Here is a 24,490-nt window from a genome sequence, read left to right on the forward strand (position 1 = left end):
GGCTTAATTCTCCCTGCGGCCGTTGCTTCGGGGCGGGATGTGCACGGATTTTTCATCGTTGCGTTTGCGTCGTTTGTTCCACCAGTCGCAGCAATTGGCGCCGTCGCCGCAGGCAGAAAAAATGTCGCATGCATTGCTGACAGTCGCCGCCGGCAGATCGCATGGGCATTCGCCCGGGACATCGCAGGGTACGTCGCAAAATCCTGCCTGATGGTTGGGGGACAGCAAACGTGGCTTGGCGAGGTGCTCCAGCGCGGGCGCCTCAACGGCGGGCCGGTAGCGGCGATAAGCTATCCCGCATTTGCGCAGGCGCCCGTTCAGGATCGCCAGGCCATCCCACAGCCCGAAGCGGCGGATGGCGCGTGCGCCCAGATGCGAGCAGCTGGCGTTGCCGGTGTAGGCGCAGTAGGCACAGCGAAAACCCTTGTAGGGCGACAGGTGGCGCTGGTAGAAGCCGATGGCCGATAGGGCGAGTGTTTTCATCATGGTAGGGTGATCACCGTTTCTTGCAACGGCGCCTGTTTGATTGCCAAGAAGAACATTTCGCACGAAGTATGGTCTCCGCATCCTTCCAGAACAAGCAGGTATTTACGAGGCTTTTCAACCGTAAACTAGGAGTAACGTTCCATGGAAGCACACGTTGTGAGCGCCTCGGACACGCCGCTGCGTCAAATCCGCGCCGTGTATGACGACGCGACCATCCGCGTTTATCAGGCGTATTCCACCCCGATCGCCGATGCCGCGCTGGCTGCCGGGACCTTTGTCTCGCCGCCGTTCAAGATGGAGCGCATGACCTGGATCAAGCCCTCCTTTCTATGGATGATGTACCGCGCGGGGTGGGGCTTCAAGGATGCGGGGCAGCAGCGTATCCTGGCGATCGACATCAGCCGCGAAGGCTTTGCATGGGCACTGGAACACGGCTGCCTGAGCCATGCGGAAGGGGAGGGCAAGGCTGCCCCCGTGGTCAACAAGGATTTGTTCCCGGTACGCATACAGTGGGATCCAGAACGCGACCTGCATTTGCACAAGCTGCCGTACAGGTCGATCCAGATCGGATTGAGCAAAGGGGCGGTGAACCTGTACACAACACAATGGATTCGCCGCATCACCGACGTGACGCCACTTGCGCATGAAATTCATGCGCTGGTGCAGGCGGGACGGGTCGATGAGGCGCGTGACAGGCTGCCGGTGGAGCGTGCTTTCCATTGCGCCCTGGCCCCTGCTTCCCTAAGTAATCAGACTTAACCGGGCGCCGCTTGGACATCGTGAAATTGGCGGTGTTCTTCCTCATCCCTGCGCTGGCGGAAATCGTCGGCTTTCTCACTTGCGTGGGTTAATATCGTCGCTCCCCTCGCGCCGGCGCAGCGGGCGATAGGCCCGGTTGCGTGTAGCCGGCCACACGAAGCAGGCGAACATATACACCGAAAAGCACAGCAGCGGCCCCATCACGGCCAGCACGGCCGGGTCGGAATACAGATACACCATGTAGCTGCCGGCGGCCAGCTGGGCCAGCACGATCACGGCCGCCAGAGCGCGCCGCCACGCCGAACGCCCGATGCGATAGCCGCCAATGGCAAAGAAAAAGTAACCCGCCGCGAAGGCAAGAATGCCCGCGCACATGAGCAGCAAGGTCGCGTCACCCGCAAACGGGTGCAACTGCGCCGGCGGCAGCAAGGTAAACGAGGTGGCGAACAATGCCGCCATGCCCACCAGGAAGGCGAGCACCTGTAAAAGTAACATCTGGACTCCACGTGACGCATCGGACCAAGATGGCATCCGGCGAAGTTTCAATCGGCAGAAATTGCCTGAAATTTATGAAACTTGTTTAAAGATAACATATGATGCCATGGCGCGCCAGCCGCTGGCGTTATACTGCACACACACACCCGCAACCCGCCAAGAAAGAAGTGACAATGATGCAAATCTGGGTCGATGCCGATGCCTGTCCGGTCGTCATCAAGGACATCCTGTACCGCGTGGCCGAGCGCCTGCAATTGAACGTGACCCTGGTCGCCAACCAGCTGATGCGGGTGCCGCCGTCGCGCTTCGTGCGCGCGGTGCAGGTGCCGGCTGGCGCCGACGTGGCCGATGCCGAAATCGTGCGCCTGCTGGCCCCGGGCGACCTGGTGGTCACGGGCGACATTCCGCTGGCGGCCGACGTACTCCTTAAAGGCGGCTTCGCGCTCAATCCGCGCGGCGAGTTCTACACCAACGACAACATCGCCCAGATGCTCACCATGCGCACCTTCATGGATGAATTGCGCGGCAGCGGAGTCGACACGGGTGGCCCGGCGCCCTTCGGCCAGGCCGACCGCCAGAACTTCGCCAACCAGCTCGACCGTCACCTTGCCCGCCACGCCAAACGCCCCTGAACCCGCGTACAATGACGGTACGGTCTGACAAAAAAATCAAGATTACTGTAAGGATAAGCATGAAGCTGTTACGCATCCTTGGCCTCCTGTTCGCCGCCGCTGTCATGGTCGGTTTTGGCTTGTGCGGGGTGTTCGGGGTGATGATCGGCATCCAGCCCGGCGCTGATCTGGGCCACCGGTTGAATATCGGCTTCTTTCTTGGCCTGGCCGGTCTGGCCATTTGTGGCGCCCTTGCCTGGTACCTGGGCAGCAAAGTGCGTAAAGCGTTCGCCTCGCCCCGCGAGTGAGCAGGCGGCCGCCATCATCGTCACACCCATTTTCTTGTGAGGCACATATGTCCTTTCTACGCGCCGTCAGTTTGTTGCTTGCCCTGGCCGTCATGGTGGGCTTTGGCGCGTGTGGGGTGTTGGGGCTGATTCTCGGCGCGCACGCCGCAAGCACAACGGGATTTAACGAATTGATCGTGTATGGCTGCATCGGCTTGGGGATTGCCGCCATGATCGCCTGGGGCATCTACCGCCGGGTAAGGACGGGTGGCTTGCGTCGCGCGTCGACGCCGCCGGGGCCGTGAGCGCGCCATTGCTCTCGCCGGGCGCCGCCCATGCCGTCCACCTGCTGTTCGAGTGGGCCGCCATCGCCATCGGCGTGCAGCTGTACCGGCGCCAGCGCGCGCGCGGCGGCGCCAGCGGCATCCTCAGCAACAGCGGCTATGCCGTCGTGATCGGCTGTATCTTGGGCGCCGCCATCGGCAACAAGCTGGTGTTCTGGATCGAGTACCCGCATCTGTGGGCCGCGCATGCCGGCACGCTGACGGTCTGGATGTCCGGGCAGTCGATCGTCGGCGGCCTGCTGGGTGGCTTGCTGGGCGTGGAAATCGCCAAAAAATTGTCCGGCCAGCGCCAGTCCACCGGCGACCAGTTCGTGCTGCCGCTGATGGCGGGTATCGCCGTCGGGCGCATCGGCTGTTTTCTCGCGGGCCTGAACGACGGCACCTACGGCAAGGCCACCAGCTTGCCCTGGGGCGTCGATTTCGGCGACGGCGTCCTGCGCCACCCAACCCAGCTCTACGACATCGCCTTCGTGCTCGCGTGGGGCGGCCTGCTGCTGGCGCTGCGCGCACGCTGGCGCGACAAGCCGGGCCTGATGTTCAAGCTGTTCCTGTCCGGCTACCTGGTCTGGCGCTTCGCCGTCGATGCCATCAAACCGCTGCGCTACGATTACGGCGCGGGGCTGGGCGGGGTGCAACTGGTCTGCCTGGCCGGGCTGCTCTGTTATCTTCCCTTCCTCGCCAGGCAGCTCGGCGGGCCGGCACCACTGAAAGCGATTGCACCATGAGCCGGAAAATCCGTCCCTATCTGTTTTACGACACCACCACCTCGGTATGTTCGACCTGCCTGCATCCGGTCGAGGTCAAGATCATCTTCAAGGGCACCGACGTCTTCATGGACAAGTGGTGCAGCGCGCACGGCGCCGAACGGGTGCTGGTCAGCGACGATGTCGATTACTACCGCCTGTGCCGCGAAGTCTTCGTCAAGCATCCGGAAATGCCGCAGACCTTCAACACGCCGATGCAGTACGGCTGCCCTTACGACTGCGGCCTGTGTCCGGACCACATGCAGCATTCCTGCCTGTCGATCGTCGAAATCACCGACAACTGCAACCTGAACTGCCCCGTGTGTTATGCCGAAAGCGGCACCCACCGCGAGCTGCACAAGCCGTTCGAGGACATCATCAGGATGCTCGACGCGGTCGTCGCCAACGAAGGGGAGGCGGATGTGATGCAGCTCTCGGGCGGCGAGCCCACCCTGCACCCGCGCTTCTGGGACATCCTCGACGCGGCCAAGGCGCGCCCGATCAAGCACGTGATGGTCAACACCAACGGCATCGTGCTGGCGCAGGACCCGGCCTTCGCCCAGCGCCTGGCTACCTATGCCCCCGGGATCGAGGTGTACCTGCAGTTCGATTCCCTGCGCGCCGCCGTGCACAAGGTGCTGCGCGGCGCCGACCTGACCCGCATCCGCGCGCAGGCGCTGGTCAACCTGAACGCGGCTGGTGTGTCGACCACCCTGGTGGTGACCTTGAAGAAGGGCTTGAACGACGATGAAATCGGCGCCATTATCGACTTTGCGCTGACCCAGCCCTGCGTGCGCGGCGTGACCTTGCAGCCGATCCAGGATGCCGGCCGGGTCGAGCAGTACGACCCGCGCGTGCACCGCCTGACGGTATCGGAAGTGCGCCGCAAGATCGCCGAACAGACGTCCCTGTTCACCTTGCAGGATATCGTTCCGGTGCCCTGCAATCCGGACACCCTGGCCATGGCGTATGCGCTCAAGACGGCCGACCAGGTGGTGCCGCTGACGCGCTACCTCGATCCGCAAACCCTGGTCGAAGGCAGCAGCAATACCATCGTCTTCGAGCGCGACGAGACGCTCAAAAAGAGCATGAAGGAGCAGGTCTTCAAACTGTTCTCGACCAACCACTCGCCCGAGTCGCAGGCCAACTGCCTGTCCGAGTTGATGTGCTGCCTGCCGCTGATCGACGCGCCCGCGGGTCTGCGCTACGACAATGTGTTCCGCGTGCTGATCGTGCAGTTCATGGATGCGTATTCGCTCGACGTGCGCGCGCTGAAAAAATCATGCATCCATTTCGCGCTGCCGGACGGGAAGATGATCCCGTTCGAGAGCTACAACCTGCTGTACCGCGGCGGCGAGCAACTGGCCGAGATCCGCGCCAGCATCGCGCAGCAGACCGCGCAGCGCAAAGGTGCGCGCAAGGTCATTCCGATCGGCGCGCAGTAAGGCCGCCATGAGAGTCAGTGCGGCGCGCGCTTCATTGCAATGACTTCACCAAGGGAATGCGCCCCGGGTGCATACAGCGCCAGGCCCGCGCCGGCAACGGCCATGCTCAGCGCGGCGGCCAGGAATGCCCGGCCGGTGCGCCGGATGGCCGGTTCGATCCAGTGAGCGCGGTCGAGGCCCCGCAGGCGCCGATACAGGCTGGCCGAGAGCAGCCCGTCGACCAGCAGCTCGGCGAATAGCAGCGGCGCCGAGGACACCAGCGAGAACATCATGAAGACGGCGGCCCCCATGGCGACGCAGATGGCTGCGAGCAGCGCCAGGGGAATCAACAGCTCTTCGGCGCTGCCGACCGCTTCGAGCGCCGCATCGACGCCGCTGTCGCCCAGGTCCGGCATGATGCTGCCGCCGGGCGAGTCGAAATTGCCGCTGGCGCCGCCGCCGTCGAAGCTGCCGCCCTTGCCGCTGTAAGACCCGCCCGAGCCGCGCCCGGACGGTGTCAGGTCCGGCAGGCCGATGTCGCCGCCGCGCAAGCGCAGCCAGATCCACAGCAGCACGAGGAAGGCCAGATAGGCGACGGCGATCGATGCCGGATAACGCAGCCACATGGAACGCAGCCCGGCCAACAGTAGTAGAAAGGAGGCGAGAAAGCCGGCCGCGCCGGTCAGGGTGACCAGCAGGAGCATCTGCAAGCGCGGATAACTGTCGCGTTCGAGCTGGCCGCGAAGGCGCTCGACGTCGCGCGCGCGCTGCGATACGGCGGGGCGCCGTCTCACGGGATGCTCACAGCGGACCGGCGTGCGGTGCGCTCAGGGTTCGGCCTGGTGGCATACGGCTTCGATATTGTGGCCATCGGGGCCGATGACGAAGGCGCCGTAATAGTCCGGATGATACTGCGCGCGGATGCCCGGCGCGCCGTTATCCTTGGCGCCGGCGTCGAGCGCGGCGGCGTAAAACTGGCGTACCTGTTCGCGACTGTCGGCCACGAAGGCCACATGCAGATGGCCCTGGACCGTGCCGCCCTTGCCGAGCCAGAACTCGGGCTTGCCGTTCTTACCCAAGCCCGCCCAGTCGTTTACTTCGAGAATCACGGTAATTCCCAGCGGCGCGAGCGCCTTGCTGAAAAAAATTTTGCTCTGTTCATAGTCGCTTACTGCAAAGCCAAGATGGTCGATGATCATGTCAGGTCCGGTGGCGAGTTAACGGGATGATCGTGTCGCCATGTTTTTCATGGCAACCTTGTGCTTTGAATACTATCAGGATTGGCGACCCGCAACAACGCCGGTCGATGCCGCGCGGAACGGGCGGGAAAGGCGTTTACTCTTCGCGCACCCAGACCTGGGAGCGGCCAAACATCGGCATGCCCATGTAGCCGCGTACGTTGAGCTTCTTGCCGCCGTCGACGACTTTGAGCTTGCTCTTGTAGACCTTGCCGTTGTCCGGGTCGAGGATCTGGCCGCCGGTATACTCGTCGCCTTCTTTTTTCAGGCCGCTCATGAAGGTCAGGCCGAGGATCGGCTGGTCCTTGTTGGCGCCTTCGCACTTGGTGCACTTGGGATTCTGGTCGGTGCCCTCGGGGCGGAACAGTTTTTCGAGCTTGCCCTGGATTTCGCCGTTGTGCTCGCTGATGCGGATCAGCGCCTTCGGCTTGCCAGTCACGTCATCGATGTTTTTCCACAGGCCGACCGGGGACGCTGTTTCCTGCGCCAGTGCCAGGGCTGGCGACATGGCCAGCATCGCGGCAATCAGGGTGGCAGTTGTAAGTGCTTTCATGGTGTCTCCAGTATTGTTAGTTTGTCCAGCGCTGCTAGTGTAGCAAACTGGCTTTGCACTGGCCCCACAACTTTGTATCAGCTTGTGTGGGGTCTACCGGGACCGCGGAAAGATTGAAAGCACGCTGGCTGGATTGAACGCGGTGATGCCAACGGATGACGCCCGCCGTGCGCGGGCGTCGGTATGGGCGACTTTACGGCGCGGAGAGGATCTTGACGATCTCGTTGCGGGTGCCGGCGAGCGGTACTCCCTGGATGGTTTGCTCTTCGCTGCGGACCATCCCAAACTCTTTCGCCACCCACGACACCGACATCTGTCCTTTGACATTCGACGGCGTGGTCAATTTACAGGTGTTGGCAAAGGTACGGCCGGCCATCGTGATGTTCTCGAACCCGGCAAATGTTATTTCGTCGGAGACTGCCTCGATCCTGGTCGTTGCGGAGCCATTGCTGGTGCTGGTCATCGTGTTGATGTAATTCGACACAACGGTTTGGCCAGGCACCATGTTGAGCACGATGATCGCTTCCTTGGAATACACGTCTTTTCCGTCGGGAATGCCTCGATCGCTGTACTGGGCAATTCCCAGCGGGGTATAGACGTTGCCGTTGAGCGTATGGAAAGGCGCGCCGAAGCGTGTTCCATTCTCGCGCAGCTCGACTTCACCGTAGGCCATCACACCCTCAAACATTTCCTGGACGATCAAGTAAGTATATTTGTTGGTCATCGTGAATTTCACACCGGGCGTCCTTTCAAAGCATGCGACGAAGGAGTTCGACGTGGACGATGAGGTGGCTGGCGCTGGCGCTGGCGCTGGCGCAGGGGCGGGAGCGGGAGCGGGAGCGGGAGCGGGAGCAGGAGCAGGAGCGGGAGCAGGAGCAGGAGCGGGAGCAGGAGCAGGAGCAGGAGCAGGAGCAGGAGCGGGAGCGGGAGCAGATGCGGGACCCGGAACGGCCGGAGCTACCGTGGCCGTATTAGGCGCAGGCGCTGGTACAGGAGCCACGACTGGCGCCGCCGCAGGAGCGGGTGCCACCACCACAGGTTCTGGCGCAGCCACCGGCGCTGGCATCACGACGACTGGCGACGCCGGCGACATGGCCGGCGCGGTCGTGTTATCGGACGATCCGCCGCCGCCGCAACCGGCGATCAGGGCGCTGGACAGAGCGATGGCATAAGCTGAGTGTTTCATGTATTTCCTTCGTTTCAAAAATCGTTGTGCTGCGCGAGCCAATGGAAATCCATCACGGCAATGCCGCTGGCTCAGCAAAAGTTGCTTGCAGGTGAGTGCCGGCCTGAGCCGGTCAATGATGTTGTTGTGCGCGCTTGGAACGCCGGCCTTGGTGCGAACGCGTGTGGCCGGGTAACAGGATTTCCATCGGCGCTGTATGCCGACGGACGGGAACAAATCAGGAACATCGCAGGTGTGGCCGGATTGCCAATAGCAGGATTGGGCCCGGCTCACCAAAGAGCGATAGTATAAAGAAACTTAAAGTTCTTTACAGAAAAATATCATCAAATGTGAAGCAAATAAGACAACGTTCATTTTCAACTTGACATTTTTTTGTAGGTGCGGCGCGCTTGCGACCCGGGAGGACGCAAACGCGCTCAACCGTTGGGCGACGGGCGCCGCCCTGGTGTCGTGCAAGCGGCGGCCGCGTCAGCAGCCGCCGTCCGGACAGGTCTGGCTTACGCCGTCGGCAACTTGGCCAGCTGCTCGCGCAGTTTCTCTATCGTCGCCGAGAAATTGACCAAACGCTCTTTCTCCTGCGCCACTACCGCCACAGGCGCGCGCGCCACGAAGCTCTCGTTGCCGAGCTTGCCGTTGACCTTGGCGATCTCGCCTTCGATGCGGGCGATTTCCTTGCCCATTCGCTCGCGTTCCGCCGCCACGTCGATCTCGACCTTGAGCATCAGCTTGGTCGCGCCCACCACCGCCACCGCCGCCGGCGATTCCGGCAAGGTGTCGACGATGTTCACTTCCGACAGCTTGCCCAGGGTCTGCACGTAAGCAGCATAGCTTTCCAGGCGCGCGCGGTCGGCCGCGTCGGCCGCTTCCACGATCAGCGGCACGCGCATCGATTCCGGCAGCTTCATTTCGCCGCGCAGGGTGCGGGTGCCATCGGTGAGCGCCTTGAGCTGGCCCATCCACTCTTCCGCGCGCTCGTCGATGAGCGCGGGATTCGCTTGCGGATACGGCTGCACCATGATCGAGTCGCCGGCCGGGTTAAGCTGCTTGCCCGCCAGCGGCGCGACTGTCTGCCACAAGGTTTCGGTCACGAACGGGATGATCGGATGCGCCAGGCGCAGGATCACTTCCAGCACCCGCAGCAAGGTGTTGCGGGTGGCGCGCTGCTGGCCTTCGCTGCCGTGCTGGATCTGGACCTTGGCCATTTCCAGGTACCAGTCGCAGTAGTCGTACCACACGAACTTGTGGATGGCCGAAGCGATGTTATCGAAGCGGTAGTCGTCGAAGCCCTTGGCCGCTTCCATTTCGGCGCGCTGCATGGTCGACAAGATCCAGCGGTCGCCCTGCGACAGGTCGGTATCGGCCGGCACGCCGCAATCCTTGCCCTCGGTGTTCATCAGCACGAAGCGGGTGGCGTTCCACAGCTTGTTGTTGAAGTTGCGGTAGCCTTCGGCGCGGCCCAGGTCGAAATTGATGTTGCGGCCCAGCGAAGCATAGCTGGCCATCGTGAAGCGCACCGCATCGGTGCCGTAGGCCGCGATCCCTTCGGGGAATTCCTTGCGCGTGGCCTTGGCGATCTTTTCGGCGTCGCGCGGATTCATCAAGCCGGTGGTGCGCTTCTCGACCAGCGCTTCGACGTCGATGCCGTCGATCAGATCGATCGGGTCAAGCGTATTGCCCTTCGACTTGGACATTTTCTGGCCGGTCGAATCGCGCACCAGGCCATGCACGTACACGGTCTCGAACGGTACCTTGCCGGTGAAGTGCGCGGTCATCATGACCATGCGCGCGACCCAGAAGAAAATGATGTCGAAACCCGTCACCAGCACCGACGATGGCAGGAAGGCCTTCATGTCCGGCGTCTCTTCCGGCCAGCCCATGGTGGAGAAGGGCACCAGCGCCGACGAGAACCAGGTATCGAGCACGTCGTCGTCGCGGCGCAGCGGCGCCGTCACGCCGGCCGCCAGCGCCTTGGCTTTGGCTTCTTCCTCGGTCTTGGCCACGAAGATGTTGCCGGCATCGTCGTACCATGCCGGGATCTGGTGGCCCCACCACAGCTGGCGCGAGATGCACCAGTCCTGGATGTTGTTGAGCCACTGGTTGTACGTGGTGTTCCAGTTCTCCGGCACGAACTTGATCTCGCCCTGGGCGACTTTGTCGAGCGCCACTTCGGCGATCGATTTACCCGGGAAGAAGGTGCCTTCCGGCGCCGGCTTGGTCATGGCGACAAACCACTGGTCGGTCAGCATCGGCTCGATGACCACGCCGGTACGATCGCCGCGCGGCACCATCAGCTTGTGCGGTTTGACTTCCTGCAGCAGCCCTTGCGCATCGAGGTCGGCGACGATCTTCTTGCGCGCCACGAAACGGTCCAGGCCACGGTAGGCTTGCGGCGCTTCGTCGTTCATTTTCGCGTCGAGCGTCATCACGCAGATCATCGGCAGCTTGTGGCGCTGGCCGACGGCGTAATCGTTCAGGTCGTGCGCCGGGGTGATCTTCACGCAGCCGGTACCGAAGGCCTTGTCGACGTATTCGTCGGCGATGATCGGGATTTCGCGGTCGGTCAGCGGCAGCTTGAGCATCTTGCCCACCAGCGCCTCGTAACGCTCGTCGGTCGGATCGACCGCCACGGCGACGTCGCCGAGCAGGGTTTCAGGACGGGTGGTGGCCACCGTCAGATGGCCGCTGCCGTCCGCGAACGGATAGCGGATGTACCACATCGAGCCGTCTTCTTCTTCCGACACCACTTCCAGGTCGGACACGGCGGTGCCCAGCTTCGGATCCCAGTTCACCAGGCGCTTGCCACGGTAGATCAGGCCCTGCTCGAACAGGCGCACGAAGACGTCGGTGACCACTTTCGAGCGTGGCTCGTCCATCGTGAAGTATTCGCGCGCCCAGTCGGGCGAGGTGCCCATGCGGCGCATCTGGCCGGTGATGATGTTCCCCGACTTCTCTTTCCATTCCCAGACTTTTTCGACGAACTTCTCGCGGCCCAGGTCATGGCGCGAGATTTTCTGCGCATCGAGCTGGCGCTCCACCACGATCTGGGTGGCGATGCCGGCGTGGTCGGTGCCCGGAACCCAGGCGGTATTGAAGCCGCGCATGCGGTAGTAGCGGGTCAGGCCATCCATGATGGTCTGGTTGAACGCATGGCCCATGTGCAGGGTGCCGGTGACGTTCGGCGGTGGCAGCTGGATGCAAAACGACGGCTTGTCGGCGTCGGTGGTCGCGGCGAAGTAGCCGCGTTTTTCCCACTCCGCGCGCCAGTAGCGTTCAATGTCGGCGGGCTCGAAAGATTTGTCTAATTCCATGGTTTGTCGTGTATTTTTGCGAAAACGTTCATTATAGAGGACTGCCGCCAAGCCGCGGCAGGGGAGGGCGGCAGGCGGGCTTACTTTGCCGCCGCGCGCTGGCGCAGCGCTTCCAGGGTCTTGGGCATGCTGCCACGGCTCATGCTGTCGACGATCCAGCCCAATCCCATCGGCACCGGGCCCGGATCGGTGTAGACCATGTACTTGACCACCGTTTTGTTCTTGTCGCCGCCGTGCGGCACCAGCAGCCAGTAGCCGCTGGTGTCGGCGATCGCTTCCTCGGCCTTCACGCCTTCCCAGGGCAGCATGGTCCACGCCAGCTGGCACTGGACGGCGGATACCTTCGGCTCCATGCGCAGGCGGTACTTCTTGACCTTCCCGAGCGGCAGCTTGAGCGTCATGTCGACCTGCGTCGCCTCAATCCCGCGCAGCAGCGCCACCTTGTCCACGTTCGGCATGAAGGATGGGTAGGCCGCGTAATCCTGGATGATCGCGCACAGCTTCGGCAGCGGGGCGTCGATGATGGTGGAGGCCATGAAGGCCTTGCCGGGCTGGCCGGCCTTGCTGACGTCGGCCAGGGCAACCTCGGTCGCGCTCAGTTTGGAGGTGTCGATGCCGGCGTCTGCATACGCGCCCGCGCAGGCGCCCAGCAGGGTGGCGGACAATACAAGCTTCATCGTGGTCATGGTGCGTTTTTCGGTAAGGTCAATGGGAAGAAGCGCGGGCAGGTTTGCCCAGCACAAGGTCGAGGACATCGGCGGCGGCGTGCGGGCGGCCCAGGGCACGTGCGCGTGCGCTCATCGCGGCCAGTTGGTCCGGATGCGCCAGCAGGTGGGCAATGCGGTATTCCAGGGTCGGGCCATCGACCGCCTTGAGCGCGACGCCCTGTTCGAGCAGGTAATCGGCGTTGCGCTCCTCCTGCCCCGGAATCGGCGAATTGACGATCATCGGCAAGCCCATGGCCAGGCATTCGGAGCTGGTCAGCCCGCCCGGCTTGGTGATCACCAGGTCGGCGCAGGCCATCAGGCGCTCGACGTGATTGGTAAATCCCTGCGCCAGCAGGCGCCCCGGATAGCGCGCTTCGAGCAGCTTGAGCGCGGCCAGCGCCTTGGCGTTCTTACCTGCCAAAACGATCAGCTGGAAGCTGCCGTCGAGGCCCAGCAGGCGTTCGGCCACGGTTTCCAGGCTGCCCAGGCCCGCGCCGCCGCCCATTAGCAAGAAGGTGGTGGTGTCCGGATCGAGCCCGAATTCGCGCGCGCAGGCGGCGCGCTCGGCCACCTGGCCGAAGGCCGGCATGATGGGAATGCCGGTGACGTGGATGCGTTCCGGCGCAATGCCGCAGCGCCGCATGCGGTAGGCGACTTCCTCGTTGCCGGCGAAGTAGCCGGCCATGTTCTCGTGCACCCACATGCGGTGCAGGTCGAAGTCGGTCACCTGCACCCATACCGGGGTGGCGAAGCCACGCTTGCGGATCGCGCGCGCCAGGATCTCGGCCGGCAGGAAGTGGGTGCAGACGATGGCGTCGGGCCGGGCTTCTTCGATGGCGGCCATCAGCGCGCGCGTGTTGAGGCGTTCCAGGCCGCGCCGCAGCTGCTGCATGGTGCTGTCCGGACGCGCATCGTTGCTGGCCTGGTACAGGTAGCCCCACAGCGCCGGCGCTTTGTTGACCAGCTTCAGATAGAACTCGGTGTACATCTTGCGAAAGCCGGACGTCACGTAATCCATCACGTCCAGGTGGGGCGCTTCGATGCCGCCCGGCGTAGCCAAAGCGTGGGCGCGGATCGCTTCGGCGGCGCGCATATGGCCGGCGCCGGCGGAAACGCTTAACAACAGAATTTTTTTCGTCATGCTTGCCTGAGATGGTAGGGGCGCCAGGGCCCCGGATAAACAACAGTCTATCAGCGTACCATCTCCGCAAGGTCAAGCGTCAGATCAATTCCCGCAACCCTTCAACTTGACACGCTCGTAGGCAGCCTTGGCCTGCACCAGACCAAAACCGTACCTGGCGTCCCTTCCCACCGTGCCCAGGTCAAGCGCGCTCTTGCCGAGCGAGCTGCGGATCTGGGTGCCGCTGCAGGTCGGGAAGTAGCTCCACACCAGCGCCGCCACCGCCGCCACGTGCGGGGTCGCCATCGAGGTGCCGTCGAAGTAGGCGTAGCTGGCCGGCTTGAGCGCCACCGTGGCGCTCTGGCCCAGCTGGGTCTTGAGCTGTGCGCCCTCGGTGCTTGATGCCGACACGGATGGAATCAGGGTAGCCGTGCCGACCGTGCCGCTAAAGCCGCCGGCGACGTTGTTGTACACCACCGCGCCCACGCCGCCGCTGTTCTGGCAGTTGGCCACCTTGGTGGCGAAATCGATGGTGCCGCGCGCGATCAGGCACACCTTGCCCGAGACGGCGGCGTTGACCTTGGCGCCCAGGCCGAAGTCGGCCAGCGGCGCGGTCGCCGTCTTGCGCGGGGAGCCGTCCATCGCGCCCGGCGCATACACGATGCCGCCCACGGTCAGCGCCGGCGTCGAGCCGCTGTTCATCGGCACGGTCGACAGCACGCCCACGCCGGGGCCGGCGATTTCAACCTTGCTGTTGTACTGCGAGAAGCTGGCCCATGCCTTGTTTTGGTCGAGCGCGCCCACCATCATCACGCTGGCGTAGCCGGCCGGGTAGGAGATCGCCGTGTTGCCGTCGTTGCCGGCGGCGGCGATGCTCAGGATGCCCTTCGCGGCCAGCGCATCGAAGGCGCGCTGCTCGGTGATGCTGGCGCGCCCGCCGCCGAGCGACATGCTGATGACATTGGCGCCGGCGCTGGCGCACTTGTTGGCGGCCGTGGCCAGGGACGAGGAATAGGCCCAGCCGGCCGCGCCGAACACCTTCACGATGTGCAGTTTGAGCAGGCGGTTGGGGTTCACGCCCACCACGCCGGTGCCGCTGTTGTTGATGGCCGCGATGGTGCCCGCCACGTGGGTGCCGTGATGGTTTTCATCGGTGTACCAGTTGCCGGTGCCGGCATCGTATTCGCCGGTGACGCTGTTGGCGCTCAGGTCTTCATGGGCGCGGTCGTAGCCGGAGTCGATGATGCACACCTTGCGGTTGGCGGCGCTGGCATCGGACAGCAGGTCGGCCTGCACCAGCTTGATACCGTACGGGACCAGCTGGCCGCTCGCATAAGGCGTGCCGGTCGAGGCCGAGGTCAGGGCGAAGGTCTTGCGCACCAGGTCTTCCTCGACGTACTCGATGTTCGGATTGTGCTGCAAGCCGTTCAGGGCCTGGGTCGGCACCTCGATCGCCATCGCCTCCATGCCGTGAATTTCGTGCTTGACCGCGCCGTGGGCGCCGGCTACCGCCGCCCTCACGATGGCCGCCTTGCCCGGCTTGAACGCAACGATCACGCGGCTCGTATCCGCCGCCGCGGAAGCGTGCGTGGCCGCGCCGATGGCAACGCCGGCCAACAGCAATTTGACCGCGCTGGCGATGGGGGAAATTTCGGGCTTGGTGGGAATCATGGCAGTTCTTCGGAATGAACGTTTCAAGGATGCCGCAGGGGTTTTGGCTGACCTCCCTATCAGACCATAAATCAAGTGCAATGGGAAATGATTGGAGCAATTGGGCAATATATTTGTGATTTCGCTCACTATTGTTATTTGATGGACATCATGGCGGCCAGCCATTGGTCATGTGCCGAAAAAGCCATCTTGTCGAGCATATCAACAGGTATAATTGCGCTCGCTGCCGCAAGGCGGCACACGCTAGGGGTCCTGCAAGTCGCAACGCGATGCGCGGGTGAGAAACACCCTCTGAACCTGATCTGGATAATGCCAGCGAAGGGAAGCCAGTGAGTTCCATGGATGCGCCATCACGGCCGCAATCCTGGCCGCTCCGACTCCTTTGCTGGCTCCTGCACGCAATGGAGCCACATGAACGCACCGCTTAAAGCCCCCCTGAAATTCGATTCGGCCACCGCCACCGTGGACGAAGCCGCCATCGCGCCTCTCCCGAATTCCCGTAAAGTCTATACCCAGGGCAGCCGCGCCGACCTGCGCGTGCCGATGCGCGCCGTCAGCCAGTCCGATACCGCCGCCTCGTTCGGCGCCGAACCGAATCCGCCCGTGTATATCTACGATACCTCCGGCCCGTACACCGACCCGGAGGCGGTGATCGACATCCGCTCGGGCCTGGGCACGCCGCGCCTGCCGTGGATTCTCGAGCGCGGCGATACCGAGGAACTGGCCGGCCCCAGCTCGGCCTATGGCCAGGCGCGCCTGGACGATCCGGCCCTGGCCGCGCTGCGCTTTCAATTGCAGCGCAGACCACGCCGCGCTGTGCTTGGGGCCAACGTGACGCAGATGCACTACGCGCGCCGTGGCATCATCACGCCTGAAATGGAATACGTGGCGATCCGCGAAAACCTGCGCCGCCAGCAGTACCTGGAGGAGCTCGAGGCGTCCGGCCCGATGGGCAAGCGCAGCGCGCAGCTGCTCGGGCGCCAGCATCCGGGCCAGTCGTTCGGCGCCAGCATCCCGGACACCATCACCGCCGAATTCGTGCGCGAGGAAATCGCCCGTGGGCGCGCTATCATCCCGGCCAACATCAACCATCCGGAAGTCGAGCCGATGATCATCGGCCGCAATTTCCTGGTCAAGATCAACGCCAACATCGGCAATTCGGCCGTGACCTCGTCGATCGGCGAGGAAGTCGAAAAAATGACCTGGGCGATCCGCTGGGGTGCCGACAACGTCATGGATCTGTCGACCGGCAAGCACATTCACGAAACGCGCGAATGGATCATCCGTAACAGCCCGGTCCCGATCGGCACCGTGCCGATTTACCAGGCGCTGGAAAAAGTCAACGGCAAGGCCGAAGACCTGACCTGGGAAATCTTCCGCGATACCCTGATCGAACAGGCCGAGCAAGGTGTCGACTACTTCACCATCCACGCCGGCGTGCTGCTGCGCTACGTGCCGATGACGGCTTCGCGCCTGACCGGCATCGTCTCGCGCGGCGGCTCGATCATGGCCAAGTGGTGCCTCGCGCATCACAAGGAATCGTTCCTGTACACGCATTTCGAAGATATCTGCGCCATCATGAAGGCCTACGATGTCTCGTTCAGCCTCGGCGACGGCCTGCGTCCCGGCTCGATCTACGACGCCAACGATGAAGCCCAGCTGGCCGAACTGAAAACCCTGGGCGAACTGACCCAGGTCGCCTGGAAGCACGACGTGCAGGTCATGATCGAAGGCCCGGGCCACGTGCCGATGCAGCTCATTAAAGAGAACATGGACCTGCAGCTGGACCAGTGCGGCGAAGCGCCGTTCTACACCCTGGGGCCCTTGACCACCGACATCGCGCCCGGCTACGACCACATCACCTCCGGCATCGGCGCGGCCATGATCGGCTGGTACGGCACCGCCATGCTGTGCTACGTCACGCCCAAGGAGCATCTGGGCTTGCCGAACAAGGATGACGTCAAGGACGGCATCATCACCTACAAGATCGCGGCGCACGCGGCCGACCTGGCCAAGGGCCACCCGGGCGCGCAGATCCGCGACAACGCGCTGTCCAAGGCACGCTTCGAGTTCCGCTGGGACGACCAGTTCAACCTGGGCCTGGACCCGGACAAGGCGCGCGAATTCCACGACGAGACCCTGCCCAAGGATTCGGCCAAGGTGGCGCATTTCTGCTCGATGTGCGGACCGCATTTCTGCTCGATGAAGATCACCCAGGAAGTGCGCGACTACGCCGCCACCATGAACGTGAGCGAACAAAGCGCGCTGCGCCAGGGGATGGAAGTGAAGGCCATCGAATTCGTGCGCCAGGGCGGTGAGCTCTATAAAAAGGTGTGACCGTGATCGAGATCGAAGTCAATGGCGAGGCACGGCGCGTGGCGCCGGGAGCCTCCTTGCTCGACCTGGTCGAGCAACTTGACCTGCCGCCGGGGCAGGCTATGGCGCTGGCGGTCAACCGCCAGGTGGTGCCGCGCCAGCAGTGGCCGCAACGCGCGCTGCTGGCGCTGGACAAAATCGAGATCGTGCGCGCCATCGGCGGCGGCTGACATATAAGGAATCGACAATGAACATGAACGACAACAACCACGACGTCCTCACCATCGCGGGCAAGACCTACCGTTCGCGCCTGCTGGTCGGCAGCGGCAAGTACCGCGACCTGGCGCAAACGCGCGAGGCGACCGACGCCGCGCAGGCGGAAATCATCACCGTGGCGATCCGCCGCGTAAACATCGGCCAGGACCGCAACGCCCCCAGCCTGCTGGACGTGCTGCCGCCCGACCAGTACACCATCCTGCCCAACACGGCCGGCTGCTACAACGCGAAGGATGCGGTGTACACCTTGCAGATGGCGCGCGAGCTGCTGGGCGGACGCAATCTGGTCAAGCTCGAAGTGCTGGGCGACGAGACGACCCTGTTCCCGCACATGCCCGAAACCCTGATCGCGGCCGAAGCGCTGGTCAAGGATGGCTTCGATGTCATGGTCTACTGCAGCGACGACCCGATCCAGGCGCGCCTGCTGGAGGAAATCGGCTGCGTGGCGGTGATGCCGCTGGCCTCCCTGATCGGCTCCGGCATGGGCATCCTCAATCCCTGGAACCTGTCGCTGATCATCGAGCAGGCCAGGGTGCCGGTGCTGGTCGATGCCGGCGTGGGCACCGCCTCGGATGCGGCCATTGCCATGGAACTGGGCTGCGACGGCGTGTTGATGAACAGCGCGATTGCCGGCGCGCGCGATCCGGTGCGCATGGCCGGCGCCATGCGCCTGGCGGTGCAGGCCGGGCGCGAAGCCTTTTTGGCTGGGCGCATGCCCAAGCGCTTCGCCGCCGTGCCGTCGTCGCCGGTGGCCGGCAAAGTCGCATGACAGGGCAGGGAGGATCCATGCTGCCGACGGTGCTGGTGTTCGCCGGACTCGATCCGTCGGGCGGCGCCGGCATCGCCGCCGACCTGACCGCGATCGCGGCCCAGGGCGCGCATCCGCTGCCGGTGGTCACCGCGCTGACGGTGCAGGACCATAATCGGGTCCACGACGTGGTGCCGGTCGACAGCGTCCTGCTGATCCGCCAGGCGCAGGCGCTGATCGACACCGTCCATATCGGCGCCGTCAAACTCGGCATCCCCGGCAACCGCGCCAATGCCGAGGCGATTGCCGCGCTGATCGTGCAACTGCGCCAGCGGATGCCCGCGCTGCCGGTGGTGCTCGACCCGGTGCTGGCCAGCGGCCATGGCGATGCGCTGGCGCGCGGCGACGCCCTGGCGGCCCTCATGCCGCTGCTGGCCGTGGCCACCTTGGTGGTGCCCAACCTGGGCGAAGCGCAAGCGCTGGGCCAGGTAGGATGCCCGCATGTGCTGGTGACCGGCGGCCATGGCGACGGCCCGGAGGTCGTCAACCGCTGGCGCAGCGGGAATCACGAGCAGGAATGGCGCTGGCCGCGCCTGCCCGGCCAGTTCCATGGCAGCGGCTGCACCCTGGCGGCGGCGATTGCCGCCCGCCTGGCGCTGGGCGAATCGATGGCGGACGCCCTCGAACGCGGCCAGTCCTATACCCATCAAAGCCTGGCGCAATCGTTCGCGATCGGCGCCGGGCAGCGCATTCCACAGCGCTTACCTTCCTTACTATGACACCGAAAGCGACACTCCCCATGCGCGGACTTTATCTGGTCACCCCCAACTGGGACGATACCGAACGCCTGCTCGACTGCACCCGCGCCGCCCTCGATGGTGGCGTGGCGCTGGTCCAGTACCGCCACAAGGACGCCAGAGCGGACCTGCGCCGGCGCCAGGGCGCGGCCTTGCTGGCGCTATGCCGCCGCTATGGCCGTCCGCTGGTCATCAACGACCATCTGGACCTGTGCCTGACCCTGGGCGCGGACGGCGTGCACGTGGGCGGCACGGACATCAGCGTCGCACAGGTGCGCGCCGCCCTGGGCCCGGGCAAGATCGTCGGCGCCTCCTGCTACGGCGACCTGGAACTGGCGCGCGCGGCCGAACGCGATGGTGCCACCTATGCGGCCTTCGGCGGCTTCTATCCCTCGCCGGTCAAGCGCTACAGCTTCGTCACTGCGCCCGACCTGTTGCTCGAAGCGCGGCGCCAGATCGCACTGCCGCTGGTCGTCATCGGTGGCATGACGCCGGACAATGCGGTGCCGCTGGTCGAACGCGGCGCCGACATGGTGGCGGCCATTACCTCGGTGTATGCCAGCGCCGACCCCACGTGCGCCGCGCGCCGCTTCGATGCCCTGTTCGGCGCACAGCGGAAAACGAGCGCGAACGTAACCGGGGCCGTATAATCTTTTTACACTTCCTCATAGCGTAAAAGGACTTCCGTGCCAAATTCCGCCCCTGTCGCGAAACGCCGCATCCTTATCGTCGACGACGACCCGCTGCTCCTGCAGTTTCTCAATGAAGTCATCGGCCACGCCGGCTACGACACCGTGACCGCGTCGTCCGGCGAAGAAGCGCTGCAGGAGATCGCCGCGGGCGAGCCGGACATGGCGCTGCTCGACATCACCATGCCCGGCATGAGCGGGCTGGAACTGGCGCACCAGCTCAAGACCCACACCACGGTGCCGTTCATGTTCCTGTCGGCCATCGGCGACAGCGAATCGAGCAAGCAGGCCGCCGCCTACGGCGCGCTCGGCTACCTGGTCAAGCCGGTCGACGCCGAGCGCCTGATGCCGGCCTTCGAGGCGGGCCTGGCGCGCGCCGACGAAATTCGCCAGCTGCGCCGCACGGAACTGAACCTGAACGCCGCCCTGGCCGCCGGGCGCGAAACCAGCCTGGCCGTCGGCCTGTTGATGGGCAAATTCCAGACCGACCGCAACACCGCCTTCGAAGTGCTGCGCGACCACGCTCGCTCGAGCCGGCGCAAGATCAACGAAGTGGCCGACCAGTTGCTGGCGGCCGAAGAAACCTTGAATAGTTTGCATGCCGGCTTTGCCAGTCGTTTCAAATCGAAGTAATTGGCCGCGAAGGCGTTGCGCGCAGCGGACGCTTTCGAAATAAAAATCTTGCACAGTATTCCCGTGTGGAAAAATTTTGCTACACTGGGTGTTGTGAGTTGCAACTCTTCACATGGTTTCTCGCATGACCGAGCCCTGACCCGCTCGTGTCCGCCCTGCTCAGCGCCGCCTTTCCCCCGCGGCCGATAGTTGTTTTCGGCCCAGCTCCGCCGATTGTTCCCCTGATGTCGTCACGCTTGCGCAATTGCCTGTGCGTTGTTGCGCCGAGCGATTCAGGAAGTCGATCGAACCGGTTCAGAAAGGAGGTCGTCATGAAAGCGACCGCTAACTACAAACTCTGCATTTCCGAGCATGGCCCGCAAGTGGTCGCCAAAGAGCGCCGCGTCCTGTTTGCGCACACCCCGCGGCGCTGGGACGTCGGTTCCCCCTTGATCAGCGTGGACCCCGACGCGCCGCGCCTGGGCGCGTCGTTGATGGACGCGGCGCTGGTGCTCGGCGCCGGCAAGCATGCCGGTCCTGCCGACACCGGGGGCCGCGCGGTCGACGTGCCGCGCGTGCTGCACATCGACAGCGATGAAAAAACCGCTCTGGTGCTGGCCACCCTGCTGCAGCCGGAAGCGTGCGTGACCCACGTGACGACGATCGCCGCGGCGCGCCGCCTGCTCGGCACGGAACTGTATTCGCTGGTGGTGCTCGATCCCGGCCTGTCCGACGGCGACGGCCGTGCCCTGATGCCGGAATTGCTGACCACCCCCGTGCTGGTGTACTCGGCGCGCCTGCCCGACGCGCGCGACCCGGTGCGCGCCTTTTTGCCCAAGCCATGGACCTCGCCGCGCCAGCTGTGGAGCACCATTTCGGCCATGCTCGGGATCGCGCCCGGCGCGGCGGCGGGGGACTAGGGATGGGCACCACCATCGACCACGGCCTGAAAACCATCCTGTACGTCGAAGACGACCTGCACGTGCGTACCACGGCCAAATTGGTGCTGGAAGTGATCGGCAAATTCGAGGTGCGCGACTGCGGCTCCGGGCGCGAAGCGCTGCTCGCGGCCATGGATTTCAAGCCCGACCTGATTTTGCTGGACGTGATGATGCCCGAACTCGATGGCCTGGCGACCCTGGCCATGCTGCGCCGCATACCGCACCTGGCCGACACGCCGGCGCTGTTCGTGACCGGGCTGACCTCGGAAGCGGACATCGTGCGCTATGCCGAGGCGGGGGCGATCGGGGTCATTCCCAAGCCCTTGATGCCGCTGCGCCTGACCGGCCAGCTGCACTCGCTGTGGGAGCAGCACGCGCTCGCCGCGCACTGACGCGGAAGGTGCACGCTTGGTCCTGGCTTGATATGATGGCGCAAGTGCGCCCGCGCGGCGCGATCCGATCATCTGAGGGACAGGAACAACATGAAAACCAAGGCAGCGATTGCATGGAAGGCGGGCCAGCCGCTCACGATTGAAGAAGTCGACCTGGCGGGACCGCGCGAGGGCGAGGTACTGGTTGAAATCAAGGCCACCGGCATCTGCCACACCGACTACTACACCTTGTCGGGCGCCGATCCGGAGGGGATTTTCCCCGCCATCCTCGGGCACGAAGGCGCCGGCGTGGTGGTCGACGTGGGCCCCGGCGTGAAAAGCCTGAGCAAGGACGATCACGTCATCCCGCTGTACACTCCCGAATGCCGCCAGTGCAAATTCTGCCTGTCGCAAAAAACCAATCTGTGCCAGTCGATCCGCTCCACCCAGGGACGCGGCCTGATGCCCGATGCGACCAGCCGCTTCTCGATCGACGGCAAGCCGATTTTCCACTACATGGGCACATCGACCTTCTCCAACTACATCGTGGTGCCCGAGATCGCGCTGGCCAAGGTGCGTTCGGACGCGCCGTTCGACAAGATCTGCTACATCGGCTGCGGCGTGACCACCGGCGTGGGCGCGGTGCTGTTTACCGCCAAGGTGGAAGCGGGCGCCAATGTGGTGGTGTTCGGCCTGGGCGGCATCGGCCTGAACGTGATCCAGGCGGCGAAAATGGTCGGCGCCGACAAGATCATCGGCGTCGACCTGAACCCCGCGCGCGAAGCGATGGCGCGCAAGTTCGGCATGACCCACTTCATCAATCCATCCAAGGTGGAAAACGTGGTCGACACCATCATCGGCCTGACCGACGGCGGCTCCGATTACAGCTTCGAGTGCATCGGTAACGTGACCACCATGCGCCAGTCGCTCGAATCGTCGCACAAGGGCTGGGGCCAGTCGATCATCATCGGCGTGGCGGCGGCCGGGCAGGAAATTTCGACCCGTCCGTTCCAGCTGGTCACCGGCCGCGTATGGAAAGGCTCCGCGTTCGGCGGCGCGCGCGGTCGCACCGACGTGCCCAAGATCGTCGACTGGTACATGGAAGGCAAGATCAATATCGATGACCTGATCACGCACCGCCTGCCGCTCGAACGCATCAACGAAGGCTTCGACCTGATGAAGAGCGGCGAGTCGATCCGCTCGGTCGTGCTGTACTGAGCACCGGCCGCCGCTTGCGCCTGTGCGCAAGCGGCGGCACCAGGTTTTTCTCCGGCGCCGGGCCTGCCCGCCGCCGCTCCCATCCCCGCCGCTTCCCGCTCCACACTTGTGCTTCCCGGCAGCAAGCCGCGCGCTTGCTTGGCCGGCCGTAAGGCCCGGCCTGATGCCGATCATGTCTTCAGTCCGATGGCAGAACTATATTGAACTTCCCCGGGGCGCCGTTTTATCCGTCGCCATTCAGCAAGTGCGCCCCATGTTGCACGTCGTGCTACTTCTTGTGGAGGTTCCAAATGGATCCCAAAGTATTCCAAAGTCTGGTCGAAAAGGCAAAATCCGATCCCGCGTTTTTCCATCAGATGATTTTCAACCCAGAAAAAATCATGGATCAGGTCGCCGACCTTGACCGCCGCGCGAAAGGCGCGCTGGTGGGCCAGGATCCGGCCGCCCTGATTGCCAGCGCGCTGGGCGTGCTCCAGCGCTGCGGCAATACCTGTTCGAGCAGCTGCGACAATACCTGTGGCGGCAGTTGCGGCTACACCACCAACCTGACCGCCGAGGCGGCCGTCGCCACCACTACCGGGGTGAATTATTTCTCGGGCATCCGGAGCGAGTTGGCACGTTGCGGCAATACCTGTTCCAGCAGCTGCGACAACACCTGCGGCGGAAGCTGCGGCTACACCACCAACTTTACCGATCTCGGTAGCGCCGTCATGAATCCGGCCAGCGCCTGGAGCCGTTGATCCGCACGCGCATGAGCGCAGCAATGTGAGGGTCACGCCGGTCCGGCGCCTCACATTGTTTTCAACATCCCGCCATTTCATCAAGGAGCCCGCCGTGGACAGAACGACTCTCGCACGACTCGTCGGCGACTTGCGCGGCGACGCGCAACTGTTTCATACCTTCCTGGCCGATCCGGCCGCCGCCTTGGGATCGCTGGCCTACCTCGACGAGTCAAGCCGGCGCGCGATCGCGGCCATCGATCCACAAGCGTTCATCACCGATGCCGCCGCCCTGCAGGACAGGGCTACCGCCCTTGGCGAATGCAGCGGCGATACCTGCTTCGTCACCTGTTACGCCACCTGCCGCGTGAATACCCGCGGTGCCGGCTGCGGCGAAACCGTCAACCTCCAGGCCGGCGCGGCCGCGCGCGTGCCGCCTGGCCTCAACCCCGGCAGCACCCCGTTCGCCCGGCTGGTCGGCGACCTGCGCGATGACGAGCAACTGTTCGATACCTTCATCGCCGATCCGGATGCGGCCATGCGCACCTTGCCTTACCTCGATCACATCGGCGGCGGCACCCCGCGCGCGCTCAATCCACGCGCTGGCGGCAGGTCCGCCGCCGGACTCGCGGGCGCAGACCTGATCCTCGGCGCATGCGGCCCCCAATACACCTGTTCCTGCACCTCGTACACCTGCGACGGCGTGACCTGCGGCGGTTCCACTTGCGACGTCACCTGCACCGACACAAGTTGCGGCAACACCTGCGGCGACAGCTGCGGCTTCACCACCAACATCGACGCCCGCTACCTCGGCCTGGACCTCTGGCGCAACGAACGCGCGCGGGCCGCCTACCTCGTCCGGAAATGAGTC

The 24,490-nt window shown here is 64.1% G+C and carries 28 protein-coding genes and 1 riboswitch; of the genes, 18 read left to right on the forward strand and 10 right to left on the reverse strand.

Translation table 11 applies throughout. From position 1 onward, the window contains the following. Window positions 1–3: 3 nt before the first annotated feature. The gene (gene yidD, locus IV454_RS13235; RefSeq protein WP_206091819.1) at window positions 4–549 is read right to left on the reverse strand and encodes a membrane protein insertion efficiency factor YidD; all 546 of its coding nucleotides are present in this window, start codon (window positions 547–549) and stop codon (window positions 4–6) included. A 93-nt stretch (window positions 550–642) separates the two neighbouring features. Between yidD and IV454_RS13240 the strand changes: the two genes are divergently transcribed. Then, a complete protein-coding gene (locus tag IV454_RS13240) occupies window positions 643–1,245 on the forward strand; it encodes a DUF4291 domain-containing protein (RefSeq protein WP_229522219.1) in 603 nt (200 codons plus the stop codon). A gap of 75 nt (window positions 1,246–1,320) precedes the next feature. Here the strand turns inward: IV454_RS13240 and IV454_RS13245 are convergent, their stop codons facing one another. Continuing rightward, window positions 1,321–1,740, reverse strand: a complete 420-nt coding sequence (locus IV454_RS13245) for a hypothetical protein (RefSeq protein WP_206091821.1) — start codon at window positions 1,738–1,740, stop codon at window positions 1,321–1,323. A gap of 176 nt (window positions 1,741–1,916) precedes the next feature. On the opposite strand from IV454_RS13245, the gene IV454_RS13250 reads away from it, so the two are divergent. From IV454_RS13250 to IV454_RS13270, 5 genes are read left to right on the forward strand one after another with little or no spacing between them, the layout of a single operon-like run. Continuing rightward, on the forward strand, window positions 1,917–2,372 hold the full coding sequence (locus tag IV454_RS13250; RefSeq protein ID WP_206092660.1) for a YaiI/YqxD family protein: 456 nt from the start codon (window positions 1,917–1,919) through the stop codon (window positions 2,370–2,372). A gap of 59 nt (window positions 2,373–2,431) precedes the next feature. Then, on the forward strand, window positions 2,432–2,659 hold the full coding sequence (locus IV454_RS13255) for a hypothetical protein (protein ID WP_206091822.1): 228 nt from the start codon (window positions 2,432–2,434) through the stop codon (window positions 2,657–2,659). 47 nt (window positions 2,660–2,706) lie between these two features. Beyond that, complete coding sequence (locus IV454_RS13260) at window positions 2,707–2,943, forward strand: hypothetical protein (protein ID WP_206091823.1); 237 nt, start codon at window positions 2,707–2,709, stop codon at window positions 2,941–2,943. Next, window positions 2,940–3,707, forward strand: a complete 768-nt coding sequence (locus tag IV454_RS13265) for a prolipoprotein diacylglyceryl transferase (protein ID WP_206091824.1) — start codon at window positions 2,940–2,942, stop codon at window positions 3,705–3,707. Before IV454_RS13260 ends, IV454_RS13265 begins: the two co-directional genes overlap by 4 nt. Continuing rightward, complete coding sequence (locus IV454_RS13270; RefSeq protein WP_206091825.1) at window positions 3,704–5,170, forward strand: radical SAM protein; 1,467 nt, start codon at window positions 3,704–3,706, stop codon at window positions 5,168–5,170. Before IV454_RS13265 ends, IV454_RS13270 begins: the two co-directional genes overlap by 4 nt. Before the next feature lie 14 nt (window positions 5,171–5,184). Here the strand turns inward: IV454_RS13270 and IV454_RS13275 are convergent, their stop codons facing one another. From IV454_RS13275 to IV454_RS13290, 4 genes are all read right to left on the reverse strand, one after another. Continuing rightward, on the reverse strand, window positions 5,185–5,943 hold the full coding sequence (locus tag IV454_RS13275; RefSeq protein WP_229522221.1) for a hypothetical protein: 759 nt from the start codon (window positions 5,941–5,943) through the stop codon (window positions 5,185–5,187). 33 nt (window positions 5,944–5,976) lie between these two features. Continuing rightward, the gene (locus IV454_RS13280) at window positions 5,977–6,345 is read right to left on the reverse strand and encodes a VOC family protein (protein ID WP_206092662.1); all 369 of its coding nucleotides are present in this window, start codon (window positions 6,343–6,345) and stop codon (window positions 5,977–5,979) included. 139 nt (window positions 6,346–6,484) lie between these two features. Continuing rightward, the gene (locus IV454_RS13285; RefSeq protein WP_054266337.1) at window positions 6,485–6,940 is read right to left on the reverse strand and encodes a DUF2147 domain-containing protein; all 456 of its coding nucleotides are present in this window, start codon (window positions 6,938–6,940) and stop codon (window positions 6,485–6,487) included. Between the two features lie 193 nt (window positions 6,941–7,133). Continuing rightward, window positions 7,134–7,664 (reverse strand): hypothetical protein, encoded by a 531-nt coding sequence (locus IV454_RS13290; protein WP_206091826.1) that lies wholly within the window; start codon window positions 7,662–7,664, stop codon window positions 7,134–7,136. A gap of 59 nt (window positions 7,665–7,723) precedes the next feature. Between IV454_RS13290 and IV454_RS13295 the strand changes: the two genes are divergently transcribed. After that, a complete protein-coding gene (locus tag IV454_RS13295) occupies window positions 7,724–7,915 on the forward strand; it encodes a hypothetical protein (RefSeq protein WP_206091827.1) in 192 nt (63 codons plus the stop codon). A 708-nt stretch (window positions 7,916–8,623) separates the two neighbouring features. On the opposite strand, the gene IV454_RS13300 is transcribed toward IV454_RS13295, so the two are convergent. The 4 genes from IV454_RS13300 to IV454_RS33325 form a co-directional block, all read right to left on the reverse strand. Then, window positions 8,624–11,434 (reverse strand): valine--tRNA ligase, encoded by a 2,811-nt coding sequence (locus IV454_RS13300; protein WP_206091828.1) that lies wholly within the window; start codon window positions 11,432–11,434, stop codon window positions 8,624–8,626. A gap of 80 nt (window positions 11,435–11,514) precedes the next feature. Then, the gene (locus tag IV454_RS13305) at window positions 11,515–12,120 is read right to left on the reverse strand and encodes an SRPBCC family protein (RefSeq protein WP_229522223.1); all 606 of its coding nucleotides are present in this window, start codon (window positions 12,118–12,120) and stop codon (window positions 11,515–11,517) included. Window positions 12,121–12,139: 19 nt separating this feature from the next. Next, on the reverse strand, window positions 12,140–13,282 hold the full coding sequence (locus IV454_RS13310) for an MGDG synthase family glycosyltransferase (protein WP_229522224.1): 1,143 nt from the start codon (window positions 13,280–13,282) through the stop codon (window positions 12,140–12,142). Window positions 13,283–13,366: 84 nt separating this feature from the next. Beyond that, complete coding sequence (locus tag IV454_RS33325) at window positions 13,367–14,932, reverse strand: S8 family serine peptidase (RefSeq protein WP_206091829.1); 1,566 nt, start codon at window positions 14,930–14,932, stop codon at window positions 13,367–13,369. A gap of 235 nt (window positions 14,933–15,167) precedes the next feature. Beyond that, window positions 15,168–15,273, forward strand: a riboswitch (TPP riboswitch). Window positions 15,274–15,343: 70 nt separating this feature from the next. Between IV454_RS33325 and thiC the strand changes: the two genes are divergently transcribed. The 11 genes from thiC to IV454_RS13370 all read left to right on the forward strand — a co-directional run bounded on the left by thiC (window position 15,344) and on the right by IV454_RS13370 (window position 24,487). After that, window positions 15,344–17,269, forward strand: a complete 1,926-nt coding sequence (gene thiC / locus IV454_RS13320) for a phosphomethylpyrimidine synthase ThiC (protein WP_206091830.1) — start codon at window positions 15,344–15,346, stop codon at window positions 17,267–17,269. A gap of 2 nt (window positions 17,270–17,271) precedes the next feature. After that, on the forward strand, window positions 17,272–17,478 hold the full coding sequence (gene thiS / locus IV454_RS13325; protein ID WP_054268117.1) for a sulfur carrier protein ThiS: 207 nt from the start codon (window positions 17,272–17,274) through the stop codon (window positions 17,476–17,478). Window positions 17,479–17,495: 17 nt separating this feature from the next. Further along, entirely contained in the window at window positions 17,496–18,293 is a 798-nt protein-coding gene (locus IV454_RS13330; protein ID WP_054266342.1) for a thiazole synthase, read from the forward strand. A gap of 17 nt (window positions 18,294–18,310) precedes the next feature. Next, window positions 18,311–19,051 carry a bifunctional hydroxymethylpyrimidine kinase/phosphomethylpyrimidine kinase gene (gene thiD, locus IV454_RS13335; protein WP_206091831.1) on the forward strand — a complete coding sequence of 247 codons (741 nt, stop codon included), beginning with the start codon at window positions 18,311–18,313 and terminating at the stop codon, window positions 19,049–19,051. Window positions 19,052–19,071: 20 nt separating this feature from the next. Then, window positions 19,072–19,719, forward strand: coding sequence for a thiamine phosphate synthase (gene thiE / locus IV454_RS13340; RefSeq protein ID WP_206091832.1), 648 nt, complete (start codon window positions 19,072–19,074; stop codon window positions 19,717–19,719). A gap of 36 nt (window positions 19,720–19,755) precedes the next feature. Next, window positions 19,756–20,391, forward strand: coding sequence for an ANTAR domain-containing response regulator (locus IV454_RS13345; protein WP_206091833.1), 636 nt, complete (start codon window positions 19,756–19,758; stop codon window positions 20,389–20,391). Between the two features lie 311 nt (window positions 20,392–20,702). Then, complete coding sequence (locus IV454_RS13350; RefSeq protein ID WP_206091834.1) at window positions 20,703–21,290, forward strand: DNA-binding transcriptional response regulator; 588 nt, start codon at window positions 20,703–20,705, stop codon at window positions 21,288–21,290. Between the two features lie 2 nt (window positions 21,291–21,292). Next, window positions 21,293–21,703 carry a response regulator gene (locus tag IV454_RS13355; protein ID WP_206091835.1) on the forward strand — a complete coding sequence of 137 codons (411 nt, stop codon included), beginning with the start codon at window positions 21,293–21,295 and terminating at the stop codon, window positions 21,701–21,703. Between the two features lie 90 nt (window positions 21,704–21,793). Further along, complete coding sequence (locus IV454_RS13360; protein ID WP_206091836.1) at window positions 21,794–22,900, forward strand: S-(hydroxymethyl)glutathione dehydrogenase/class III alcohol dehydrogenase; 1,107 nt, start codon at window positions 21,794–21,796, stop codon at window positions 22,898–22,900. 380 nt (window positions 22,901–23,280) lie between these two features. Beyond that, window positions 23,281–23,640 carry a hypothetical protein gene (locus IV454_RS13365; protein ID WP_206091837.1) on the forward strand — a complete coding sequence of 120 codons (360 nt, stop codon included), beginning with the start codon at window positions 23,281–23,283 and terminating at the stop codon, window positions 23,638–23,640. Window positions 23,641–23,734: 94 nt separating this feature from the next. Further along, on the forward strand, window positions 23,735–24,487 hold the full coding sequence (locus tag IV454_RS13370) for a hypothetical protein (protein WP_206091838.1): 753 nt from the start codon (window positions 23,735–23,737) through the stop codon (window positions 24,485–24,487). Window positions 24,488–24,490: the final 3 nt, after the last annotated feature.

The sequence above is a fragment of the Massilia antarctica genome (assembly GCF_015689335.1).
GTDB classification, from domain to species: domain Bacteria; phylum Pseudomonadota; class Gammaproteobacteria; order Burkholderiales; family Burkholderiaceae_D; genus Telluria_A; species Telluria_A antarctica.